The sequence below is a fragment of the Paenibacillus sp. 2RAB27 genome, from assembly GCF_052115445.1.
Lineage (GTDB): Bacteria > Bacillota > Bacilli > Paenibacillales > NBRC-103111 > Paenibacillus_E.
The window spans coordinates 160196-174371 of sequence record NZ_JBFRGR010000002.1 but is presented as its reverse complement, the minus strand read 5'-3'; the positions used below and the strand labels follow the sequence as shown (position 1 = coordinate 174371).

The following is a 14176-nucleotide window of genomic DNA, read 5'->3' as shown; positions in this document are numbered from 1 at the left end:
TTTGAAAAACAACACAGTGGTTAAGTCATGGGGGCTATCACTCACGATGGTTCTAGCTATTTCGGCTATACTATCGGGCTGTACGACATCAAACAACACGTCGGGGACATCAAGTCCAAGTGCAGGTGCAAGTTCCGGACCTGCAGCGAGCCCGGCTACACCGACAGGACCTGCTAAAGTGTCGATGCTGAACGTGTATTTTTCGAACACAGCTCCGAAAGCAGATGGGCCTGTTGTCAAAGAGACAGAGCGCATCGCGAATGCGAAGCTGGATATTACGTATGTGCCGTTCAATGTATACAGCGAGAAATTGAATGTCACGATGACCTCCGGGGAGATGCCTCAGTCGATTATGGTCGAAAATCCATTCATTACATCGGTTATTAACGGGATACGATCTGGCATGTTCTGGGATTTAACGCCATACTTAAACGAGTTTCCTAATTTGAAAAAATACGATAAGAATATCTTAAACAATCTGGCGGTTGATGGGAAATACTACGTGATTCCGCGACCACGCCCACTTGTACGTATAGGTACGATCATTCGCAAGGATTGGCTGGATAATGTGGGTCTTGCGGAACCGAAGACGATCGATGAATTTTACAACGTTTTGAAAGCATTTAAAGAGAAGGACCCCGATAAAAATGGTGTCAATGATACGTATGGCCTTATGCTCTATGAAAATGGTATCCCAGCTGATATTTTCGCATGGTTTGGCGCACCGAACAACTGGATGGTGGACAAGAGTGGGAATTTCATCAGAGATGTGGAAACCAAAGAGTATCGTGAAGGTTTGACTTTCCTACGTAAATTGTATAACGAGAATTTAATTAATAAAAACTTTGCTATCGTTGTGCGAAATGAAGCTAGAAAAGATTTATACAACAATAAAGTGGGTATCAGTATCGAATCCATTGATGCTGTAGTGCCGTTCTACTATCTCCAAATGGCAGATACCAAAAATAAGTATACAATGACCGTAAGTCCGCCTATCAACGGTAAATCGTTTGCGACTACTGGCCATTTCGGCGGTGCTTTGATTCCGAAGACGAGTGTAAAGACAGAAAAAGAACTTCGTGAGGTTCTTCGTTATTTCAATACAGAGAATAGTGATGAAGCCAAAGCTGAATTTCTCCGTATTTCTCAAGAGAATGACAAAAAACCAGCGGCTGAGCAATTCAATGTGGATGACCTCAAAAATTTGATTACGACAGATGCGATTGTTTACCCAACAGGTACGACAGATACGGATGTCATGCTGAAAAAGCGGATGATAGAGCTTGCAGACGCAAGTGTTCAGGATCCATCCATGGGCTTGATCTCTCCAACGCAAACAGAGAAGGATGCGCAGTTGAAAACCCTCTTGTCTGATGCGCGAGCTCAGTACATTATGGGCAAAATCGATGATGCAGGCTTCGATGCAGTTGTTCAACAATGGAAAAAAATAGGCGGCGATCAAGTAGCCAAAGAACTTTCCGAGCTATACAAGAAAAAGTAAGCAAGGCTTAAAGGGGCGTATCTAAGGATGCAGCCCCTTTACTTACTTCCATGGTATGATGAATCGTGTAAGGAGTATGGGGAAGAGTGAGGGACTCATAATGAGAAGATTTCAGACATCCAGATTTTTCAAAAACCTAGTGTTGCTCAGCTGTATTATCGGGATACTTCCTGTCGTGCTTCTAGGCTATCTCTCCTTTAATAAATCATCAGCCATCCTGGAAGAAGAGATTATCGCCAGCAATAGGCTCATCCTGAAGCAGAATAAGGAGAAAGTCGAATATTTGCTTAAAACTATTGATACTTTAGCGACACAAACGATTAGCGGAACTGTCATGACGAATGCGATTTCGATGCAAACGGTATTGGATGCACCTTTTGACTATGAATACCATGAACTCTTTGAGAAACTGCTCTATGAGCTCGTCCATATTCAAGTGTTTGAATTGGGTATTCAAGATGTGCATGTGATGAGTTACCGTCAGGATTGGATTGTTGAGGGCGGTGCTGTCTATCCGATGAAAGACCGACCATTGATCGAGACGCATGATAAACGTCTATATGATTTGCAAAAGTTATTGATCTCCTATCGAGATGACTCTCGTCGCTCCTATTGGAAGCTGACAGAGGATGAGAAGTCCGGTTATGTATTTAAGCTAATTAAGCATATTCCGTTGAATGCGATCAACCCTGACGGCATTATTTCGATCAATATTCCTTTGCAAGAGCTCAGTAAGCGTCTTGCTGGTGATGTCAGTAAAGGACGTACATTGATTATCAATGAACTAGGATCTGTCGTCGCCAGCCTGAACAATCATGACATCGGAACAAATGTGAAGGCAGAGAACTATTATCAGCAAATGCTCGCAAGCGGTGAGCAGGAAGGTTTTTTCTTCTATAAACAGGATGGCCAGGAGTTTGTCATTCATTATAATCATGCGCTATATAACAATTGGATGTATGCATCCATTACCCCTTTGGAGTATGTGATGAGCAAATCGAATGGCATCAAGTTCTATACGATTATTTTTGTAGCCATTTTGATCACACTTGTTATCACTACATCTTTCTTTTTTTCACATAAGTTATATTCACCAATTAATCGAATCTATCGCTCTATTCAACCGGATCACAAACAGAGGCAGAATAATGAGTTGACCTATATCAGCGAGCATTTGACTCATTTGACGAAATCAAGTACGAAGCTAAAAGAGGAAATGGTATTTCTGCACAGCCAAACGCGTGAATTTTTTGTGTTTAAGCTGCTATCTGGCGATATTCGGCTAGAGTCGATGGAAGATCAATTAGAACGCCATGATTTTCCAATCAATTGGGATCATTGGTGTGTACTGGCTCTGCAAATTGATACGATGGAAGGGACACGCTACACCGAAAAGGATATAGATCTGATGCTTTATGCCATTCATAATATGATCGAAGAAATTGTCCCTCAGTCCATGCGTCTCAGCTCTATTGTTCAGAACCAGGGAGTCTTTCTTTTCTTAGGTGGCGGCCTAGAAGATGATACGCCATTAAAAGTGCAGGTCTTTAACAAATCGGAAGAAATACGCAATAGCATTAAGCAATATTTGAATCTGAAAATAAGCATAGGGATTAGCAGGAGGTACTCGAATTTTATGTATGCACCGCTCGCTCATCAAGAAAGTCTGGATGCCTTGGCCTATCGCGTTAGACTGGGATCGGAGTCCATTCTGTTCATTGACGAAGTGGAGCCAAATAAAGCACAGATGTTCCGTTATCCGAAAGAGCTTGAATTTCAGATTATGGAGGCTATCAAGCAGTCGAATGAAGAGCAGGCGCAGGAAAGATTACAGGCGATTATTGCAGATTTTCTGAAAAATCAGATGAATCACTACGATTATCAGCATTTTATCGGACGTTTATTTAACAACTTAACGGGGCTTGTTCAGGATGCAGGTGAATCCGTACAAGAAGTTTTCCAAAAGGAGATTTTCACTTCAGAAATTTTGGTTCGCATGCATTCGGCCAAGCAGATCGAGGAGTGGTTCTGGAAACAGATTATTGGGCCGCTTCTTGCATGGACGGAGGAGCGTCAACGTAAGCAGGATGTGAATATTTCAAAGCTGATGATTATAGAGATCGAGGAACATTTTGATCAGGATTTAAGTGTCGAGATGTTTGCCGCGCGGTTTCATTACCATCCTAGTTATATTAGCCGTGTGTTTAAAAAGGATACCGGTGTGAATTTCTCAGAGTATGTGTCGAACCATCGCATCGAAGTTGCGAAACGCTGGTTACAAGAGACCGATATGAAGATCGCGGATATTGCAGAAAGGCTGCAATACAGCACGCCTTCAAACTTCAATCGGAATTTTAAAAAGGTTGTACAAGTTACACCGAGCCAATATCGGGATCAATTCAAATAGGGAGCGGGATGGAAGATGAGACAGGTTCATTATTATCCGGCGCTCGTTATCAGCGAGTCTAAGACTCTACTGCCTGAGGGAAAACAGATTGCAAGAGGGTGGCGTGCGGTACACTTGGGAGAAGGTCAGGAGCAACTAACCTTGACATGGCACCTGCAAGAGGATCAGTTAAAGCAAGCAGCAGGACAAGGCAGTCGTTTGCGGATCTCAATCGCATTAGATTATCGGGATGCCCAGAATGTTGATGTAATCTTGTGTCAATCCAATGAACGGATTGGAGTCATAGATATTCGGTATGCCTATGTATTTCAGCCCTTTGAGCTTCTGCTAACGGAGGAACAGACTGCAGCCGTGCTAAATGAGGGAGTGCGACTTGAGCTCATAGGTGGCAAGGAGCCGCTTTGGGTATTTGATGCACATGATGATGTGACGGAACGTGTGCTATTCGCTCCACACTTGTTGATAGGAGAACCAGATTCACGTGTCGATGAAGCTTTGAATACGATGCTCTCACTATCCTCGTTACAACCTTTCGGGTGGATGGAGGGATGTGTGTTGGATGGGCTGCACAGTTTACAGCCGATTCTGGGGGAAGAGCGAGTGAATCCCATCTTGGATTTGCATTTCAGCCAGTTTTTTAACGAGCAGGGAGATTTGCTCTATGAGGACTTGCACGGACAACAGGCTGACGGTACGTTTACAACGATTGAAGCAACCCTGCCACTGGCAGTCATTGCCAAATACCGCAGGGATCATCCTGTGATTCTCAAAGCGCTTGAATTTTTTGAAGCTGCAGGTCGCAGGAACGGTGGCGCTGTCATTGATGAGGACATGGTCACAGCAGAAGGCTCATATACAGTGGCGTACCCGCTTGCCGTAATAGCGAGGCAATTTAACCGTCAAGATATGGCGGAGCAAGCTATTGCGCAGATCCTGCTACGACGAGATTGCCTGGCACGCGAGCAGCATGTGTTCCTGCGCTATCATCGGAAATCACAAGAACATACATTTCGCAGCTGGGCGAGGGCTTTTGCTTGGTATTGCCTAGGTTTAGTCAAAACTTGCATCGAGCTGAATGATTCTCAATTCGCGAATCTGGCAGGAATGGCTGAGTTAGAGGCTGAAATTATTCGCATTGCTCAGGTGGCCGTAGCGTGGAGGCAGCCTGACGGATTGTGGTCTTGCTTCCTGGATGATGCCACGACAGGCATTGATACTTCGGGATCAGCAGGGATTTCGGCTGCATTTGCATTGGCTGCTAGTCGTCAATTGTTGCCGAACGAGTACATGACGCTGGCCCGGCATAATTTCCTGGAGCTATCTACATATTTGACGCCTGATGGTATTTTGACAGGCATTGCCCAACATAACGCAGGAGGAATGGCGTTGCAACAGAGCGGATATCGTGTACAATCGCAAATGGGACTAGGCCTGTGGGCGCAACTTTATGCGTATACGAGGTACTAGGAAACCTAGATAGATTAAGCTAACGGACAGCTACTCCTTTTATGGTAATATAGGAGTAGCTGCCAAGGGAAAAGGAAGAGGCTGCTATCGCGTTAATTCAAAAGGAGGAATACGTTGATGCAGGATCTAAAGTTATTTGACCCTGAAGCTTTATTTGAGCATTTATATATAAATGCACCGATTGGGATCGCTTTAATCTCTCTGGATCGCAAATGGATGAATGTTAACCCTGCGGTTTGCCATATTTTCGGCTATTCGAAAGAAGAATTCATGAACTTTACGCCAGATGATATTCGACATCCTGATGATAAGAACAATACCAGAGGTTTACTAACAGAATTATTGGATGGCGTAATTCCTTCATTTGAATTAGAAAATCGGTACTATAATAAAAATGGCCATATCGTTTGGACCTCCGTCTATGTTTCATTAGTTCGTGATAAGAATGACGGGAAGCCTTTATACTATATTACTCAATTTATCGATGTAACCAAGAACAAGCTAGCAGAGCTAAAGCTGCAAGAAAGTATTGAGCGGTATACGTCGCTAAAGAAATACAACCACGATGCTATTATTTCTTTTGGTTTGGACGGCATTATTATCAATGGCAATAATATGGTACAACACATGACCGGATATCTCATTGAAGAGTTAATCGGCAGTGGAATGTCCAAACTAATCGGTGAAAAAAATTCAACGAATTTGCTTCTAGCTTTAAACGATCATGTAGAAATCGAAAGAGTTGAAAAAGAAATCACGTTGATTCAACACAAGGATGGTTATTCAGTTGAAGTGTTGGTAACGCTAGCTCCAATCATCATCCAGACCCAGACGAAGGGCTTTTACATTATAGCGAAAGACATGACGGAGCAGAAGAAGTTGATTATTGAGAAAGAAGCCGCCGAAAAGACGAATAAAGCCAAAAGCGAGTTTTTGGCCATGATGAGTCATGAAATCCGTACGCCTATGAACGGGGTTATCGGTATGACGGATGTGCTACTAGAGACCGAATTGGATGAAGAGCAGATTGAATATGTTCAAATTATTAAAAAGAGTGGCGCTACGCTGCTTATGATTATCAACGATATTCTGGACTTCTCCAAAATCGAATCCGGCAAAGCCGAATTAATGGAAGAACCTTTGAATGTGAGAGATATTTTATCAGAAACGCTTAATTTGGTCATGTCTAAAGCTCATGAGAAAAATTTGGAGATCACGACATTGATATCGCCTAAGGTTCCTGACTTGGTTCATGGTGATATTACGAAGTTGAGACAAGTTTTGATGAATTTACTCAGCAATGCCATAAAGTTCACGCCGAACGGAGCGATTTCGATCAGTGTTGAACCTGTGTCGCAAGAACAGAATTCAGTACGTCTTCAATTTGCCATCAAGGATACAGGTATCGGCGTACCGAAGGAACAAGTAGGTCATTTATTTGATCCCTTTTATCAAGTTGATCACTTTATGACTCGGCGAACAGAGGGGACCGGCTTAGGATTAGCTATCTGTAAAAAGCTTGTTGAGCTTATGGACGGTGAAATCTGGCATGAATCATCCAAAGATCAAACAGGATCAACTTTCCTGTTCACGGCGAACTTGGGGGTCCAATCGAATCAAGCAGACTCATCACACTATGATATGTGGCCCCAACCTGATGACATTGTCGAAAATTCAACGGAACAATCCTTGAAAATCTTGATTGCTGAAGACAATGAAGTGAATCAAGTTGTGATAAAGAAAATGTTAGAGAAACTCGGGCACAAAACGACCTTAGTACATAACGGCAAAGAAGCGGTGGAAGCAGTTAAGCGTTATCCTTATGATATCATCTTTATGGATATTCAAATGCCTTGGATGGACGGATTAACGGCGACGAAATTAATTAATGACATGTTAAACGGTAAGAAACGCCCGTACATTGTGGCAGTGACAGCTCACGCTATTAAAGGTGACAGTGAGAAATATCTGTCTGAAGGTATGGATGCCTACATCAGCAAGCCGATCTGCATTAACGTGATAGCAGATGTCATTGATAAATATGAGAAGATGAAATTTATATATTAGATAGTAACAATTCATGGGAGTTAGTTGATATACGTATGACACTATATTCATGCTTTGGCTACTGCTATAAGTCTGCGTTATTGGATTTGTTGCTTCAAAACGAGAGTTACATAGAGAACCAAGATGAGGCTGCCAGCATGATTGGCAGCCTTTTCTCAAAATAATAGGAAGTAAAGCGCAAGGAAAGTATCCCGGTCGCTCGTCGCACACTAGCGCACAAATATTGTGCGCAAGAGAAGTATGGCGGTCGGTCATCGTAAGCTAGCGCACAAATATTGTGGCAAGAGAAGTATGGCGGTCTGTCGTCGCACGCTAGCGCACAAATATTGTGCGCAAGAGAAGTATGGCGGTCGCTCGTCGCACGCTAGCGCACAAATATTGTGCGCAAGAGAAGTATGGCGGTCGGTCATCGCACGCTAGCGCACAAATATTGTTCGCAAGAGAAGTATGGCGGTCGGTCACCGCACGCTAGCGCACAAAAATTGTGCGCTAGAAAAGTATCCCGGTCGCTCGTCGCACGCTAGCGCACAAATATTGTGCGCAAGGAAAGTCCCGGTCGCTCGTCGCACGCCGCCTTTTCTTACGGGCAGATTAGCTCCAATATATGGTAATATAAAATTAAAGGTTTAGGGAGGCATCTAAACTTGATATTAGTTTTTGATCCGTTTGATCCAGTTGCAATTGGAGATGAGGAATATATCGAGGTTAGCGGTCCTGGAGGTATTGACTTCATATTTAATCAGTTGGTTATTTTATAGATAATTTCAATGATTTAAAGAACTGAAAATAGTTTCTGTATTCAAAAATAGCACTAAAAGACGGAGAATAAACGAGGGGATTCTTACTTTAACCGTTCATCATTAATGGATTATGGGTAAATTCCCCATATATTGAGCCGTTCAATAACAAAGTTGTAATGGTAATTAGACAGGGCTGGAATCCTAGGGATAATGGTACCTTATGAAATGATGGACTAACTTACTTGTGCATAAAAAGTTGCGATACGAAGTCGATGTTACTTTATACTTCGATTGAGAGGAGGGAAAGGAATGGATTGGCTTACGAGGATGAATCGGGCAATAGATTATATCGAAATGAATATATCTGGAGAAATTGACCTATCGGAGATAGCAAGTCAAGCTTGCTGTTCCTCGCATCAGTTTCAAAGACTATTTTCCTTCATTACGGATGTAACATTGGCGGAATATATACGGCGCAGAAGGCTTACTCTGGCAGCGATTGATTTATTAAATAGCAATGCGAAAGTGATTGAGATTGCCCTTAAATACGGCTATGATTCACCGGTTTCTTTCGCAAGAGCTTTTCAATCGATGCATCGTGTTAATCCGGCTATGGCCCGTCAAGAAGGCGTCGCTTTGAAAGCCTATCCTCGGCTTTCCTTCCTTATCTCAATCAAAGGTGCTGAAGCGATGAATTATCGGATCGAGACCAAAGAAGCATTCCAAGTATTTGGCATTGAAAGAGTTTTTCAAACTAGTGGAAGTGGGGAAGGATTGACTACCCCTGGGGGATTTTGGAAACAATGCCACGCCAACGGCGAGGTAGAGAGACTTGCTGACAATGCGGGGGAATTGCCTGTAGAACTGAGCAAGGATTTATTTAAAGTACATGCAGTTTGCAGCTATCGAAAAACCGAAAAAGATACGTTTCCATATATGCTATGTTCATTCAAGAGCTATTCCAGTAAAACAGATGGATATTTAGAAATCACGATCCCTTCACACACTTGGGCTATATTCCCATCCGAACTGTTTACATGGAATCAATTTAACGATTCCATCGAGTCGCTTTACCGCCGCTTCTATTCGGAATGGCTGCCAACGGCGGGATACGAGCAGGTGGAAGGGTTGGAATTCGAAGTCTATGGAGGCAGAGATGGACTTAACTACGTTGAATTGTGGTTCGCGGTAAGAAAGATTTCCTAATAATGAAAGGATCAACCCAAACTGGAGGTTTTTTTAAACTTGCCTTGCAGATAGTACATAAGGAGTGAAAAGAAATGGAAATTGCTATTGCAACTAATTCTGACTATGGATATTTAAAAGAACGTGACCATCACATTCTACAGAGCTTACTACTGCACAAAATTAAGAGAAATGAAATATATATTCTTCGAGACGAAAATGAAAATAATATCGGATGGATGAGGTACGGGTATTTCTGGGACAACACACCATTCATGAATATGATATGGGTTGATGAACAAAATCGAGGTCAGGGTATAGGTAAGCAAGTAGTTCTATATTGGGAAGAAAAAATGAAACATATGGGTTTTAAATTGGTAATGACTTCTACTTTGGCTAATGAAGAGGCACAACACTTCTACAGAAAATTAGGTTATCGGGATTCAGGCTGTTTGTTACTTGAAAACGAGCCGTTAGAAATCATTCTTACTAAAAAAATTATGTAATCAACTTATTGAAGGAATATTTATGAAGATTGCCGAATGGATTAACGTAGCCAATCTCAATAATAATAGTGAGGAATTAAATGAATATAGTTCTTATAGGAATGTCTGGAGCTGGTAAGAGCACCTTAGGTGTTTTGCTTGCAAAAGCTTTAGAAATGGATTTCGTGGATACAGATATTGTTATACAACAACATGAAGGAAGGTTGTTACAAGATATCATTGATAATGATGGTATCCAGAAATTTTTGGAAATCGAAGAAAGCACTGTGTCTGAATTGCAACTAAAAAATTGCATTATATCTACGGGTGGAAGTGTTATATATTCAGAAAAGGCTATGAATATTCTTAAACAGGATGGTCAGATTATTTATTTACATGTCCCATATGAAGAAATTCAGCGGAGACTAATAAATGTAACAACTAGAGGCATTGTTATAAAGAAAGGAAATAGCCTTGAGGATGTTTACGAGGAAAGAGTTCCTTTATATATTCAATACAGTGATTTTATCCTGAATTGCTCAAATAAGAATATAGAACAATGTGTTAGCGAAATTATAGAACGATATACATAAAAAAATGAGGCTGCCGCTAGAATAGTTGGCTGCCTCTTGGCACATGCTTACAGCTAAGCTGCACCGATTAGGAGATTGATGACATGGCTTTCGGAATATCCAGACATGAACTGAATGAATGGAAAAGCAAATGCTCACAGGGAAAAATTGCCTTTTTGACGCATTATTGGGTAGAGCCTCGTTTTCCAGGAGTGAAGACGATCACGAAGGTGGGCTGCTGTGATCTAGAACGATTGAAGGAATGGTGCTTGGCGAATGGTTTAAATCCAGCTTACATACATTTTCGTGAAGAATATCCACATTACGATCTAATAGGGAACAAGCAGATTGAAATCTTAAAGAAAGAGCATTTGACCGATCATTTGCTCAGATTCAAGCTTTGGTAACGAGAAACGAGAATTCAATAAAAATATGAAAGGCAGTCAGTCCAGGTGGATTGGTTGCCTTTTCTCAAGCAGTCTAATGTAGATTTTCTGGACATGTATCAAAATAAGAGGACTGCTTCAATTATTGTTATTGACTGATCAATAACTACATGGTATATTGGTTTTAAGTTAGTGATTGATCAATTACAAATATAAAAAAGAGGTGATTCCTATGGAAAAAGCAATTGTAGTAGGAGCAACGGGTGGCACGGGTGCTTCGGTTGTGGAAGAGCTGGTCAAGCGAGGAATTCAGACGGTGGCTTTCGGGCGATCTCGCCAGAAATTGGAGGATCTTCGGGCTAGATTGGGTTATGCCGAGCATTTGACGATTGCTGTAGGTGATGCTTTTCGTCCAGATGATATCGTCACTGCTGCGGGAGGTGCGGACGTCATGTTCCACTGCGCTAACGTACCATATAACGAGATGGTTACTAAGCTAATTCCTCTAGGCGAATCCTTGATGGAGGCCGCTGATCGGCTGAGCATTAAAATAGTCGTGATTGACGGCATCTATCCCTATGGAAGAAGACAGATGGTTCGAGCGACGGAGGAGCATCCGAAGCAGCCGCATACGAAGAAGGGGAAGACCAGACTCGCGTACGAGAAGATGTTATTCGATATACGGTATAACCGGGCTAAGGTTATGATCGTCCGCTTGCCTGATTATTACGGTCCAACGGCCAACGAGGCTTCGTATCTGGGTTCGACACTTGCTGCTATCGCAGCGGGCAAGATGGCCTTTTTTATAGGTAATATGCGTGTTCCCCGCGAGTTCGTCTATTTACCGGACGCGGCATTCATGATCGCGGAGCTTGCGCGCAGGGATGACGCCTATGGGCAGAACTGGCATATTCCTGGCGCGGGCTTGATCTCGGGCAATGAAATCGTGCAAATTGCCCAGCGTGCAAGTGGTAGCGCGAAGTCAGTCATACCACTGGGAAGAGTTGGACTGTCCCTGCTCGGAATGGCTGTACCCGTAATGAAGGAGATTGTGGAGATGCTTTATTTGACAGAAGAGCCGCTTGTCTTGAGCGGAGATAAATACGAGCGGTTGATTGGTCCGGTGCGTGCAACGTCCTTTGAAGATGGAATCACGGTTACAGTTCACGAGTTGCAGAAAAAGAATGAATCTCTTTCGATTCCAAGTAATTGATCAATCACTAAATGAAATTTCGGGAGGCATCATATGAATCATTTAATCATCTATACACATCCAAGAAAGAGTAGCTTCAATCATGCGATTTTGGACGCGGTCACGAATAATTATCTACAGGAAGGGGAAGCGGTTATCGTTCGGGATTTATATGGCATGGGTTTCCAGCCCGCCCTTGGCGCAAGCGAAATGCTCGGTGGGGTGGGAGAGGATATTGTTCGTGAACAAGCCTATGTATCGTGGGCGGATCATATCGTGTTCATATATCCGTTATGGTGGACGGGAATACCTGCGATGCTGAAAGGGTATATAGACCGCGTATTTTCGTACGGATTCGCCTACAAGTATGACAAAGGAATTAAAACTGGGTTACTTGCGGGAATGAAAGCGACGATCATCCATACGCAAGATAAGTCTCAAGAAGAATACGAAGCAAGCGGCATGGGGAATGCTCTGCGGCTTACGATAGATGAAGGAATTCTCACGTATTGCGGCCTCGAAGTGACTCATCATCTCGTATTCGATTCAATGCATGCTTCGACCGCTGCGGAAAGGAAATCTTGGCTCGCTCAGCTTTCGAAAATGATGTGAAAATCGTCGGATACGTGAGAAAAGGCATAAGTAAATTTTTTAGTAAATAGTTATTAATCAATCAATAACAAAAAAGGAGGGAAGTATGATGAATTCCAAGTCTCAACAAATGTCAACGTCATCGCGAGCAATCCCCTATCGTTGGTGGGCGCTTATCGCACTTGCGCTTGCACAATTCCTTGTCGTACTGGATGCATCCATCGTAAATATTGCTCTTCCGTCGTTGGGGGCGGAACTTCACCTGGATACTTCTACGCTTAGTTGGGTGATCACAGCTTACGTATTGCCGTTCGGAGGGTTGCTGCTTCTGGGCGGGAGACTTTCCGATAGGTACGGACATCGCAGGTTATTTATGGCTGGAGTTGCTGGATTCGCGGTCGCTTCTGCAGCAGCTGGATTCGCGAACTCGGGAGCGTGGCTGTTGACTTCAAGAGCGGTGCAAGGTGCTTCGGCAGCTCTTCTCGCTCCCGCGGCTCTAGCTCTTCTCACCAAGCTTTTCATGGATCCGCAGGATCGGGCGAAGGCACTTGGCATCTGGGGAGCGGTTGCTGGAATTGGTAGCGCCGCGGGCGTATTACTCGGTGGGGTGCTGACTTCTTCTTTCGGGTGGTCATCCGTGTTCTATGTGAATGTTCCTGTAGGCTTATTGGTTATCCTTGCAACACCGTTTCTCATTGCCAAAGATAAGCGAGGCGAACGTGCAAGTTTGGATATGCCGGGTGCAACCGCGGTTACCGCCGCCATCGTAACCTTAGTATTCGCTCTCTCTGAAATCGAACGAGTGGGTTGGACATCGCCACTAACGTTGACGCTTGCAGGTGTATCGCTCATGCTGCTCGCCGCGTTTGTACGCATTGAGCGACGTGCGGCAAACCCGCTCGTGCCGCTTGGCATTTTTCGTAACAAATCTGTACTAGGCGGTAATCTCGCAATGTTCCTTATCGGAGGTGCGACAACTGGACTATTCTTCGCACTCTCGGTCTATATGCAGCAGGTGCTTCACTATGACGCAATGAAGGCGGGACTTACGCAGCTTCCGCTCGCTGGAGCGCTGGTTGTGATAGCGGGAGCCGTACCGGCACTTGTTAAGAAGTTCGGAACGCGACGCACGCTTGCCTCTTCGTTACTTTTGCTCGCCGCAGGTTTAATCTGGCTGTCTTTGGCGCCAAGTGATGCATCGTTTGCCGCACATTTGCTTGGACCTAGTGTCGTGATCGGAATCGGATTGGGAGGAGCTTTCGTCGCTGGGACGGAGTTATCGGTCCATGGAGTGGACGACAGCGAAGCTGGTATGGCCAGCGGACTAGTCAATACGAGCCAGCAAATCGGTGGTGCTATTGGGCTTGCTGTATTAGCAACCATCTCGTCGACCAGAACAAGAGATTTATTGAGTAATGGAATAGCCGAGCCGCAAGCGTTGACTAGTGGTTTCGCTTGGGTGTTCCTCGGAGCGGCGGCATTCGCCATCATAGGCGCGGTTATTGTCCTGCAGGTAGTTCGGCCTTCCTTATTAAGTCATGATGATATTGATGAATCAATTACTAAACGAGTTAGAGGGTGAT

General features: G+C 43.7%; 11 protein-coding genes. All 11 read left to right on the top strand.

The genetic code is table 11. The features are described from left to right. Position 1: 1 nt before the first annotated feature. The 11 genes from AB4114_RS03600 to AB4114_RS03550 all read left to right on the top strand — a co-directional run bounded on the left by AB4114_RS03600 (position 2) and on the right by AB4114_RS03550 (position 14175). Entirely contained in the window at positions 2–1501 is a 1500-nt protein-coding gene (locus AB4114_RS03600) for an extracellular solute-binding protein (RefSeq protein ID WP_441987175.1), read from the top strand. Between the two features lie 100 nt (positions 1502–1601). Further along, a complete protein-coding gene (locus AB4114_RS03595) occupies positions 1602–3908 on the top strand; it encodes an AraC family transcriptional regulator (protein WP_441987174.1) in 2307 nt (768 codons plus the stop codon). 15 nt (positions 3909–3923) lie between these two features. Beyond that, positions 3924–5375, top strand: a complete 1452-nt coding sequence (locus AB4114_RS03590) for a glycoside hydrolase family 88 protein (RefSeq protein ID WP_441987173.1) — start codon at positions 3924–3926, stop codon at positions 5373–5375. 117 nt (positions 5376–5492) lie between these two features. After that, entirely contained in the window at positions 5493–7442 is a 1950-nt protein-coding gene (locus AB4114_RS03585; protein WP_441987172.1) for a PAS domain S-box protein, read from the top strand. Positions 7443–8491: 1049 nt separating this feature from the next. Beyond that, the gene (locus AB4114_RS03580) at positions 8492–9388 is read left to right on the top strand and encodes an AraC family transcriptional regulator (protein ID WP_441987171.1); all 897 of its coding nucleotides are present in this window, start codon (positions 8492–8494) and stop codon (positions 9386–9388) included. A gap of 74 nt (positions 9389–9462) precedes the next feature. Continuing rightward, on the top strand, positions 9463–9873 hold the full coding sequence (locus tag AB4114_RS03575) for a GNAT family N-acetyltransferase (protein WP_441987170.1): 411 nt from the start codon (positions 9463–9465) through the stop codon (positions 9871–9873). A gap of 80 nt (positions 9874–9953) precedes the next feature. After that, positions 9954–10445, top strand: a complete 492-nt coding sequence (locus AB4114_RS03570; RefSeq protein ID WP_441987169.1) for a shikimate kinase — start codon at positions 9954–9956, stop codon at positions 10443–10445. Between the two features lie 83 nt (positions 10446–10528). Beyond that, positions 10529–10831, top strand: a complete 303-nt coding sequence (locus tag AB4114_RS03565) for a hypothetical protein (RefSeq protein WP_441987168.1) — start codon at positions 10529–10531, stop codon at positions 10829–10831. A 211-nt stretch (positions 10832–11042) separates the two neighbouring features. Further along, entirely contained in the window at positions 11043–12023 is a 981-nt protein-coding gene (locus AB4114_RS03560; protein WP_441987167.1) for an NAD-dependent epimerase/dehydratase family protein, read from the top strand. 33 nt (positions 12024–12056) lie between these two features. Continuing rightward, the gene (locus AB4114_RS03555; RefSeq protein WP_441987166.1) at positions 12057–12614 is read left to right on the top strand and encodes an NAD(P)H-dependent oxidoreductase; all 558 of its coding nucleotides are present in this window, start codon (positions 12057–12059) and stop codon (positions 12612–12614) included. Positions 12615–12699: 85 nt separating this feature from the next. Continuing rightward, positions 12700–14175 carry an MFS transporter gene (locus tag AB4114_RS03550; protein WP_441987165.1) on the top strand — a complete coding sequence of 492 codons (1476 nt, stop codon included), beginning with the start codon at positions 12700–12702 and terminating at the stop codon, positions 14173–14175. Position 14176 lies beyond the last annotated feature (1 nt).

Excerpts from the sequence above, each read along its gene's own strand:
- AB4114_RS03595 (WP_441987174.1), top strand. The coding sequence starts at position 1,602 with ATGAGAAGATTTCAGACATCCAGATTTTTCAAAAACCTAGTGTTGCTC.
- AB4114_RS03590 (WP_441987173.1), top strand. The coding sequence starts at position 3,924 with ATGAGACAGGTTCATTATTATCCGGCGCTCGTTATCAGCGAGTCTAAG.
- AB4114_RS03585 (WP_441987172.1), top strand. The coding sequence starts at position 5,493 with ATGCAGGATCTAAAGTTATTTGACCCTGAAGCTTTATTTGAGCATTTA.
- AB4114_RS03580 (WP_441987171.1), top strand. The coding sequence starts at position 8,492 with ATGGATTGGCTTACGAGGATGAATCGGGCAATAGATTATATCGAAATG.
- AB4114_RS03575 (WP_441987170.1), top strand. The coding sequence starts at position 9,463 with ATGGAAATTGCTATTGCAACTAATTCTGACTATGGATATTTAAAAGAA.
- AB4114_RS03570 (WP_441987169.1), top strand. The coding sequence starts at position 9,954 with ATGAATATAGTTCTTATAGGAATGTCTGGAGCTGGTAAGAGCACCTTA.
- AB4114_RS03565 (WP_441987168.1), top strand. The coding sequence starts at position 10,529 with ATGGCTTTCGGAATATCCAGACATGAACTGAATGAATGGAAAAGCAAA.
- AB4114_RS03560 (WP_441987167.1), top strand. The coding sequence starts at position 11,043 with ATGGAAAAAGCAATTGTAGTAGGAGCAACGGGTGGCACGGGTGCTTCG.
- AB4114_RS03555 (WP_441987166.1), top strand. The coding sequence starts at position 12,057 with ATGAATCATTTAATCATCTATACACATCCAAGAAAGAGTAGCTTCAAT.
- AB4114_RS03550 (WP_441987165.1), top strand. The coding sequence starts at position 12,700 with ATGATGAATTCCAAGTCTCAACAAATGTCAACGTCATCGCGAGCAATC.